At 63.4% G+C, this 9,630-nt stretch carries 9 protein-coding genes; 3 read left to right on the forward strand and 6 right to left on the reverse strand.

The genetic code is table 11. From position 1 onward, the window contains the following. Positions 1-137 precede the first annotated feature (137 nt). The 6 genes from uxuA to ACLHHB_RS13600 are packed head-to-tail and all read right to left on the reverse strand — an operon-like array spanning position 138 to position 5,984. A complete protein-coding gene (uxuA, locus tag ACLHHB_RS13575) occupies positions 138-1,355 on the reverse strand; it encodes a mannonate dehydratase (protein ID WP_410218817.1) in 1,218 nt (405 codons plus the stop codon). Positions 1,356-1,386: 31 nt separating this feature from the next. Next, positions 1,387-2,457 carry an L-idonate 5-dehydrogenase gene (locus tag ACLHHB_RS13580; protein ID WP_410218818.1) on the reverse strand — a complete coding sequence of 357 codons (1,071 nt, stop codon included), beginning with the start codon at positions 2,455-2,457 and terminating at the stop codon, positions 1,387-1,389. 7 nt (positions 2,458-2,464) lie between these two features. Then, on the reverse strand, positions 2,465-3,742 hold the full coding sequence (locus ACLHHB_RS13585) for a TRAP transporter large permease (RefSeq protein WP_410218819.1): 1,278 nt from the start codon (positions 3,740-3,742) through the stop codon (positions 2,465-2,467). Further along, positions 3,742-4,242 carry a TRAP transporter small permease gene (locus ACLHHB_RS13590; protein ID WP_410218820.1) on the reverse strand — a complete coding sequence of 167 codons (501 nt, stop codon included), beginning with the start codon at positions 4,240-4,242 and terminating at the stop codon, positions 3,742-3,744. The genes ACLHHB_RS13585 and ACLHHB_RS13590 overlap by 1 nt, the downstream gene beginning before the upstream one ends. Before the next feature lie 46 nt (positions 4,243-4,288). After that, a complete protein-coding gene (locus ACLHHB_RS13595; RefSeq protein WP_410218821.1) occupies positions 4,289-5,263 on the reverse strand; it encodes a TRAP transporter substrate-binding protein in 975 nt (324 codons plus the stop codon). A gap of 43 nt (positions 5,264-5,306) precedes the next feature. Next, positions 5,307-5,984 (reverse strand): GntR family transcriptional regulator, encoded by a 678-nt coding sequence (locus ACLHHB_RS13600; protein ID WP_410218822.1) that lies wholly within the window; start codon positions 5,982-5,984, stop codon positions 5,307-5,309. Between the two features lie 149 nt (positions 5,985-6,133). Here ACLHHB_RS13600 and ACLHHB_RS13605 point away from each other — a divergent pair, with 149 nt between their 5' ends. From ACLHHB_RS13605 to ACLHHB_RS13615, 3 genes are all read left to right on the forward strand, one after another. Further along, positions 6,134-7,237, forward strand: coding sequence for an HPP family protein (locus ACLHHB_RS13605; RefSeq protein ID WP_410218823.1), 1,104 nt, complete (start codon positions 6,134-6,136; stop codon positions 7,235-7,237). A gap of 140 nt (positions 7,238-7,377) precedes the next feature. Next, the gene (locus tag ACLHHB_RS13610) at positions 7,378-8,196 is read left to right on the forward strand and encodes a DMT family transporter (RefSeq protein WP_410218824.1); all 819 of its coding nucleotides are present in this window, start codon (positions 7,378-7,380) and stop codon (positions 8,194-8,196) included. Positions 8,197-8,244: 48 nt separating this feature from the next. Continuing rightward, positions 8,245-9,048 (forward strand): undecaprenyl-diphosphate phosphatase, encoded by an 804-nt coding sequence (locus ACLHHB_RS13615; RefSeq protein ID WP_410218825.1) that lies wholly within the window; start codon positions 8,245-8,247, stop codon positions 9,046-9,048. Positions 9,049-9,630 lie beyond the last annotated feature (582 nt).

Here is a 9,630-nt window from a genome sequence, read left to right on the forward strand (position 1 = left end):
CACAGTCCTGCTGCCCACAAACGAGCCGTCTTCCCGCCCCTCCGATCGAATTGTTTATATTTTCCACTCGGCGCAAAAAGGTGAAATGCCGCCCAGGCAGGGCAGCATTCCTGTTGAAGACCTAAGCGGTCAGGGGGTTAGCCGGTCACCCGCACGGTCGGATGCGACAGCGCAGTCATGATGCCGCGCAGTTCGGCCAAACCCTTCAATCGCCCAATGGCAGGATAGCCCGGCTGAGCCTTGCGGCCGAGATCGTCCAGAATGTCCTGGCCATGGTCGGGGCGCATGGGGATCTGCCAATCGGCACGCCCCGCAGCGCGGCGCCGGTCCTGTTCCGCCAAGATGGCTGCGATCGTGGCCACCATGTCGGTGTTGCCTTCCAGATGCGCCGCCTCGTGGAAGGAACCCCCCAGATGCGCTTCCTCCAAGGCCACGTTGCGCAGGTGCAGGAAATGAACGCGATCGCCAAGGCGGCGCATCATGCCTGGCAGGTCATTGTCCGCGCGCGCGCCCAGAGAGCCGGTGCACAGGGTGATGCCGTTGGCGGGAATGTCGACCGCATCCATGACGGCCTTGTAATCGGCCTCCGTGGACATGATGCGCGGCAGGCCCAGCAGCGGGAACGGCGGATCGTCCGGGTGGCAGCAGAGCCGCATGCCGATCTCCTGCGCCAGCGGGCTGACCTCGGCCAGAAAATCGATCAGGTGCTGACGAAGACGGTCGGGCGAGATTGCGTCATAGCGCGCAAGATGCGTCTTCACATCTTCCATCGACATGCGCTCGGCCGCGCCCGGCAGGCCGAAGACCACGTTTCCGGCCAGTTCGTCCTTGCGGGCGTCCGACATGGCGGCAAAACGGGCACGGGCCGCTTCGGTGACCTCGGCGTCGTAATCATCCTCGACCCCTTTCCGGCGCAGCAGGAACAGATCAAAGGCCGCGAAATCCAGCGCATCATAGCGCATGCAGGTGGCGCCATTCCCCAGGCGATAGGCCAGATCGGTCCGGGTCCAGTCGAGGATGGGCATGAAGTTGTAGCAGATCACCTTGATCCCGCCGTCGCGCAGGTTGCGCATCGAGATCTTCCAGTTCTCGATGTGCTGCTTCCAGTCGCCGCTTTGCCGCTTGATGTCCTCGGACACCGGCAGGCTTTCCACGACCTCCCATTTCAGGTTCGAGGGCGCGCCATCCTTCATCACGGCCAGTTCGCCCTGACGCTGCGTGATGTCCTCGGGTGACCACACCGCGCCGGTCGGCATATGGTGGAGCGCGGTGACCACGCCCTCCACGCCGGCTTGCAGCATGTCATCGATGGATACGAGGTCCTTGGGACCGAACCAGCGCCAGGTCTGTCTCATGAGTATGTCTTTCCGTCAGAACTGCCGCGCCTTACGCGTCGGCAAAGGAGATTTGCACCTTGACCGAGCGTGACCGATCGGTCGCCGCGCGAAAGGCGTCAAGCGCCTCGGTCACCGGATAGGTGGCGGTGATCATGGGCAGAGGGTCGATCGCACCCGATCCGATCAGGTCGACCGCATCGGCGAATTCCACGTCAAACCGCTGAGAGCCGATGAACTGGATCTCCTTGCCCACCATGACGTTCAGCGGCAGGGGCGTGGGGCCGGCAACACCGACCTGCACCAAGGTGCCAAGCGGGCGCAGGCACTCGACCGCGTCGCGAATGGCGGGCGCGGCGGCCGAGCATTCGAACACCAGATCGACCTGACCCTTGCCGGCCCGCCATTGGTCCAGCCCTTCGGGATGCGCCATGGTATTGACCGCGTGATCAGCTCCCATGCGCGTCGCAACCTCCAGCGTGGCGTCCTGGATGTCGGTGACGATGATCCGTGCCGCACCACGCTGACGCGCGACCGCGACGCACAGGGCGCCGATGGGGCCGGCACCGGTTACCATGACCGTCTTGCCCTGCAGGCTGCCTGCGATGGCTTCGCCCCGGTTGGCGGCGTGCAGGCACACGGCCAGCGGTTCGGCGCAGGCGGCCGCGCCGGGGGCGATGCCATGGGGCAGGGCAAAGCACTGGCCGGCGCCGATGATCATGCGGTCGCGGAACATGCCCTGCTGATGGGGCAGATACATGGCCGAGCCCTTGAACTTCATCGCCATGCAGTGGCGCGGCAAACCCTTCCGGCAGAACTCGCATTCCCCGCAAGGGTGCGACGGGTTCATGGCGACCAGTTGCCCGACCTCCAGACCCGTGACGCCTTCGCCCAGAACCTCGATCCGGCCCGCGGCCTCGTGACCCAGGATGATGGGCTCGCGGACCCGGATCGTGCCGATGCCGCCTTCCAGCCAGTAATGCAGGTCCGATCCGCAGATACCGCCGGCCAGCACCGATACGCGTACCTCGCCGGGACCGGGCTGGTCCGAGGGCCGTGTTTCCAGTCTCAGATCGTCCTGGGAATGCAGGCAGACGACGCGGGTGTTTGTTTGCTCGGTCATTTTGGCCTCAGGGCATCAGCGTGTTGGGCAGCCAGGTCGACAGCGCGGGGACATAGCTGACCAGCAGAAGAACGATGATATTGGTGAAGATATAAGGAGCGATGGCCCGGATCACGGGCGACAGCGGCAGGCGGGCGATGTTGGAGGCCACGAACAGGCAGACCCCGACGGGGGGCGTCGTCAGGCCGATCATCAGGTTCAGCACGGCAAAGCACGCGAAATGCAGCGGGTCGATGCCCACGGCCACGGCCAGTGCCTGCAGGGGGACGAACAGGATGATCAGTGCCGCGATCGTTTCCATGAACATGCCGACGAACAGCAGCAGCAGGTTGATCAGCAGGATCACCAGGAACTTGTTGTCCGTGACGGACAGGACGCCGTCGGCCAGCATCTGCGGGATACGCTCGGCCACCAGGATCCAGCCGAATACGTTGGCCGTGCCGACCAGCACCAGGATGCCGGCAGAGCTGATGGCGCTGTCGATGATGATCTTGGGAATGCGCCGGACCGGCAGTTCGCGATAGATGAACAGGCCGACTGCGGCAGCATAAAGGCTGGCGACGACGGCCGTTTCGGTCGGCGTGGTGATGCCGATCAGCAGTCCGCCGACGATCAGCACCGTCATCGCGATGGCCCAGATGGCCCCCGTGAAGGACGACACCAGTTCCCGCACGCCCTTCCACGGTTCGCGCGGGAAATTGTTCTTCCTGGCGATGAAATACGTTGCCACCATCATGGCCCCGCCCAGCATCAGGCCCGGAACCGCACCCGCCAGAAACAACTTGCCCACCGACAGGCCAGACAGCGATCCGACGATGATCATCGGCACGCTTGGCGGGATCATCGGACCCACGGTCGAGGAGGCGGCCGTCACGGCGGCGGAAAACGCGCCCGGATAACCGACCTTCTTCATGCCCGGGATCATCATCCCGCCGACCGAGGCGACATCCGCCACCGCAGTGCCGGACACGCCGCCGAACAGCATCGATGCCGCGATGTTGGCTTGTGCCAGACCGCCGCGCATCCAGCCGACCAGCGCGTTGGCAAAGCGGACGATCCGTTCGGTGATGCCGCCCGAGTTCATCAGGTTGCCCGCCAGGATGAAGCCCGGGATGCACAGCAGCACGAAGCTGTCCATGCCCGCATACATCTTCTGCGGAATGACCACGAGCGGGATGTCGGCAAAAACCAGATAGGCCATCGAGGACAGGCCCAGGGTCACGGCCACCGGCAGCCCGATGACGAGACCCAGCACAAAGGTCCCGAGAAGCAGGGTCAGACCCATCAGAGATCCTCCGACGTGGGGATTGGGCGACCGTCATGGCGGCCGGTCAGCATCTCGAAGACGCGCAGCAGCGCCCACAGCCCGAGGGCGACGAAAAGTACGATCATCGAGGCATGGATGAAATCCATGCGCCAGCCCAGGGAGGGCGCAGTCTGCCGCGATCCGATCATGGTATAATCCCAGGCCGCCGGCAGAAGGGCGAGGGCAAAGCCCGCCGTGATGACAGCCGACAACAGGCGAAGGATCGAGGGGATGCGCCCCGGCATACTTTCGCACAACAGGTCCACGTTCACCATGTCACCGCTGCGCAGTGCAAGGCCCGCACCCAGCGCGCCCATGAAGATCAGGCAGAACCGGGTCAGTTCCTCGGTCCAGACCGGAGCAGTGCTGAGGAACGTGCGGGAAAAGACCTGCAACAGGACCGACCCCATCAGCACCACGAAAGCCGCGAATATCAGGAGGCGGCAGAGCCCCTCCAACCCCTTGTATGCTTTGTCCATCGACCCCTCCGAAAGGCCCTGCCCCAAGGGGCAGAGCCAGCCGATATCACTTGTTGAAGATCTGCTCGGCCAGCGGGCGGATTTCTTCGGCGACGGCACCGATCACGGCGTCACGCGCGGCTTCGGCAAAGGCAGCCTGATCGACATCGACGAATTTCACGCCCTGGCTTTCCAGATCGGCAACCAGCGCCTCCTCGTCTGCCAGGAACAGTTCGCGCTCGTAGGTTTGGGTGCGCTCGGCGGCCTCCAGCAGTGCGGCCTGATCGTCTTCCGACAAACGGCCCCAGCTGCGCTCCGAGATGGTCAGATAGATCCACGAACGGACATGCTCGGTCCGGTTGATGACCTTCTGCACTTCATAGAAGCCGCCCGATTTGAACAAGGCCAGTGGGTTTTCCTGGCCCTCGATCGTGCCGTTTTGCAGCGAGGTGAACACTTCCGAAAAGGCCATCGGCGTCGGATTGGCACCCAAGGCCTGCCATGCCGCCACGAACAGCGGCACGTTCGGGACGCGCAGCTTGAAGCCGTTCAGATCGGCCGGCGTCGTGATCTCGCGGTTGGCGGACAGGTTGCGCGGGCCGCGGGCGAAATAGGTCAAGGGGCGGATGTCGGCCTTTTCGATGATCTCGGCCTCGATCTGGTCGCCGATCTCGCCCGATGCGACCTCGTCCATGTGCTCCAGCGACTGATAGGCATAGGGCAGCGCCAGCAGTGCGGCCGTGGGCGCCCAGTTCTGCAGGCTTTCACCGGTGATCGTCATATCGGCCGTGCCCAGCTGCATGCCGTTGATCAGGTCGATTTCCTTGCCGAGCGACTCGTTGGGATAGATCTCGACAGCAACGCGGCCTTCGGTCAGGGTGTCCACCTCTTCGGCGAACTTGACCACGGCCTTGTGCCAGATGTTGTCCTCGTTCGCGAGGTGGCCCAGCTTCAGCGTGACCTCCTGTGCAAAAGCGGCGCTGCTCAGTAGAACGGCAACGGTGCAGGATGCCGCCAGCGTGGTGATCTTCGGAAATGTCATGGAATCCTCCTCCAGGATGGGCTTTGACCGGACATGCCGGGTGTCACGAAAAATATTCGGGTCGTTCCTGCTCGATGACGGGCAGATCCTTCAGGATGCCTTGCAGGTGCAGACGCAATGCCCGTTCTGCGCCTTCGGCATCTCCTGCGGCAATGGCATCGACCACTGCCTGATGTTGTTCGATCAGGCGATCCACCGGAAAATGCATGCTGGAAAGAAAGCGCACGCGGTCCATCTGGGCCTTCATCTCGACCACGACCCGCCAGGCGCGACCCTTGTCGGCGCCTTCGGCCAAGGTCCGGTGGAACACCTCGTCAGCTTCCATGAAGTCGCGGGCCGAGCCTCCGATCAGCGTTTCCTGGCTTTTCAGCTGGGCGCGCAGATCCTCGATCAGGGCAGGGTCGGGTGACCGGGCCACCAGCTTGATGATGTCGGCCTCCACCGCTTCGCGGACAAAGCGGGCATCCATGACATCCGGGATCGAGATGCGGGCCACATAGGTGCCCCGCTGCGGGCGGATCTCCAGCAGGTTCTCGTTGGCAAGCTTGATAAAGGCTTCGCGGACGGGCTGCCGGCTGATGCCGTGCTGCACCGCCACCTCGGCCTCGGACATGCGGGTTCCGGGGGGCAGGGCATTGTCGATGATCGCGGCGCGCAGCTTTGCGTGAAGCTGTTCCACCACGCTGACACGCATCGGCTGCAAGGGAACCTGGCTGCTCATCGATCTGCTCCTCCTGCTTCCTTTGCTACACCATACTACCATACGCGTCAACTGCTTCACACGTTTGTCCGATTTTCGACGGTTCCGCCCGTGCTTGCCTTTGCAGCAGCATGATGAAATTCAAGGCAACGACTCAAAGGAGGACAGCCATGTCTTCGATCCTGCAGCGATCCTTGCGTGCCTTGGGACCTGCGGTGGCTTCGACGCCACCGGCGGAGGCGATGCGTGCCGGGGCAGGGGCCTTGGCAGGTCTTGCCATTGCGGGCCTGTTCGCCTTGTCGCCATCGGTGGATCCGCAACTCGGCCTTTACCTGATTGCCCCTTTCGGAGCCAGTTCCGTCCTGTTGTTCGCCGTGCCGAACAGTCCGCTGGCGCAGCCTTGGGCCGCTGTGGTCGGAAACACCGTTGCGGCCATGATCGGGGTCGGCACCTGCCTCCTGGTGGAGGACCCTGCCTTGCGCATTGCACTGGCGGTGGGACTGGCGATCACGGCGACCATCCTGTGCCGCGCGCTTCATCCCCCTGCCGGAGCGGTCGCGATGACGGCTGCGATGAACCCCGAGATCATCTCTGACCTGGGGTTCAGGTTTGCGCTGACACCCGTTGCCACGGGAACGGTCCTTCTGGTGCTCCTCGCCGCGATCTATGCGCGCCTGACTGGACGGCATTACCCGATGCGGCAGGTGGACGATGACAACGTCAACGGCACAACAGATCCATCGCCAACAACGCGCCTGGGGCTGTCCGAGGCACAGCTCAACGCGTTGCTGGAACGCTATCGTCAGAGCTTCAACCTGGGCGCCGAGGATCTGGCCCGTCTGGTCGGAGCCGCCGAACTTCAGGCCGCAGCTCAGCGCACCGGCCCGTTGACGGCCGGCGACATCATGTCCCGGGACCTTGTGACGGTTCTGCCCCAGATGCCGGCCGACGAAGTTGCCGCCCTGTTCAGGCAGCACCGTTTCACCTCGATCCCCGTGGTCGACATCCTGGAGCGTTACCTCGGAGTCATCTTCCAGATCCATCTGATCGGGCAGGGGGCGCCCGACCTGCAGGCTGCGCGGCTGATGCAGATTACGGTGCCCTGCGCCACGCCGGAAACGCCCCTCGGCGGGCTGCTGCCATTGATGGCCGATGGAGAGGTCGATGCCGTTCCCGTCCTGGTCGGTGATCGGATCGTCGGCATCGTGACGCGGACCGACCTGATCAGCGCACTTGCGCGCCGGAACGTGCAGGCGCCCCTGGACAACGCCTGAGCGTTGTTGTCATCCCCCAACCATGCCATAGGGTGCACCGCCATCACCCGGAAAGGTCGATCATGAATCCCGGTCCTGCTGCCATTCCCGTTCCGCAGCGTTCGCAGTTCAGCCAGGGCTTGATCTGGATGGCGTTCAGCATGACGTCCTTCATCGGCATGTCCGTGGGTTCGCGGGAAATGGCTGCCACCCTTTCGATCCGGCAGGTGCTGTTCTTCCGCGCGCTGGTCGGCCTTGTCGTGATCCTGGCCGTGGGCCGCGCCATCTGGCCCGAAGTGCGGCAGATGGCACAGCTGCGCATGCACGTCCTGCGCAACATCATTCACTTCACCGCCCAGTATTTCTGGACGATCGGCGTCGTCCTTCTGCCACTGGCCTCGGTCTTCGCGCTGGAGTTCACGATGCCGATCTGGGTGACGCTGTTCGCCTGGCTGCTGCTGCGCGAGCGGCTCACCAGTCCGCGCCTTCTGGCAACGGCCGGCGGGTTCATCGGCGTGCTGGTGATCGTGCGTCCGGGCATCGGAATGGTCGATCCGGCCGCCGGGCTGGTCCTGATCGCCGCAGCGGGATACGGCCTGTCGCTGATCCTGGTCAAGCGCCTGACGCAGCACTGTTCGCCCGCGTCCATCGTGATCTGGATGATCCTGATCCAGCTGCCCCTGGGCTTCCTTGCCGCGCTGACGGACTGGCGGCCTGTTCATGTCACGGATGTTCCCTGGATGGTCCTGGCGGGCGTCGGGGCGCTGGCCGCTCATTACTGTCAGGCGCAGGCGCTGAAGCGGCTCGATGCCTCCATCCTGATCCCCATCGACTTCCTCCGCGTGCCGATGGCTGCGGTGGTAGGTTATTATGCCTATGGCGAAGCGATCGACCTGTGGGTGTTCCTGGGCGGCGGGATCATCCTGTTGTCGAATTTCCAGGCCGTGCTTGCCGAAAGGCGCAAGCCTGCGGCAGCGTGACCCGCCGCGGATGCTGCCCCTCCCTTTGAAGACCACGAAAGACTGTGCATGACCCTGCTCCACCTTGTCCTTGTCGCGCTCATTCAGGGCGTGACCGAGTTCCTCCCCGTATCCTCATCAGGACACCTGATCCTGCTGCCGCTTCTGACCGGAATGCAGGATCAGGGGCTGGTCATCGACGTGGCGGTGCATGTCGGCACGCTGTTCGCCGTCGTGGCCTTCTTCTGGCGCGACGTGGTTGAAGGGCTTGTCGGTCTGGGGCGTCTCGCCCGGGGACGGGTCGATACACCGGGTGCCCGGCTGGCCCGGTCGCTGATCGTGGCGACGGTGCCGGTCATTCTGGCAGGGTTGATCCTCAAGCTGACGGGTGCCGTCGAACTGATGCGCTCGGTGGCGGTGATCGGTTGGACGATGATCGGCTTCGGCATTCTGCTCTACTGGGCGGACCAGAAGGGGCAGGAAACGAAAAAGGCAGGGGACTGGGGCCTGCGGGACGCGATCATCCTCGGTTTGTGGCAGGCCGCGGCCCTGATCCCGGGAACCTCGCGCTCTGGCGCCACCATCACGGGGGCACGTGCCCTGGGCTATGACCGCCATGAGGCCGCGCGGATCTCCATGCTGATGTCGATCCCGACCATCATCGCCTCAGGCGTGCTTCTGGGCGGTGAAGTCATTGCCACTGCCGACGCACAGGCCGCGCGCGACGGAGCGATCGCGGCCGTTCTGTCCTTTATCGCGGCACTGGGCGCCCTGGCGCTCATGATGCGTCTTTTGCGAAGCGTCAGCTTTACTCCTTACGTCATCTACCGTTTGATCCTGGGGGTCATCCTGCTGGTCGTGGCTTATCGCTAAGAACAAGGAGTGCACTCCCGTTTTCAAGCCGAAGCGAGGGTTGAAACACGCTGCATGCAGGTTACATTTTAAACTGAAACGTCGAATTGAAGGCCGGCATCCGAAAAAGTGAGATGTCGAGTGCGCAATTCCTCAGACCTAGGGCTGCTTCTTGATGGGGTTTCCCAAGCTCATGAGACGGTTCCCATGACGCGTACTGGCTGAAGAACACTAAGGTTAGTCCTGTATCTGTCACCGCTCCGGGCACAGGAACTGGGCACGCGGCGTGAGCAGATCCCAGAGGCGGTGGACGGCAACCAGACCGAGCCGAACGCGGTGCAGAGGGTTGACCACACGGCGCGCACGAGATCTGCTCTCATCGTTCCGGATTGTAGTCCCTTTTTGTCTAAGGTCGTCGAGCGGCATCAAAAATGCTCTCACCCCTCTTCCCGTGTAGGAATGCCGCAGGTGTAGCGATGGGCTCTGAGCAGGTCACCTAGGATCTGTGTGCTGATCATGCAGAGTAGTACTTTCAACTTTGGGAATGCCCTTTCGATTGCTGGTGTGGTTGGCTCCTTCTTGCGGCGTTCTACTGCGCGATGA

The organism is Paracoccus sp. (in: a-proteobacteria) (assembly GCF_046462195.1).
Lineage (GTDB): Bacteria > Pseudomonadota > Alphaproteobacteria > Rhodobacterales > Rhodobacteraceae > Paracoccus.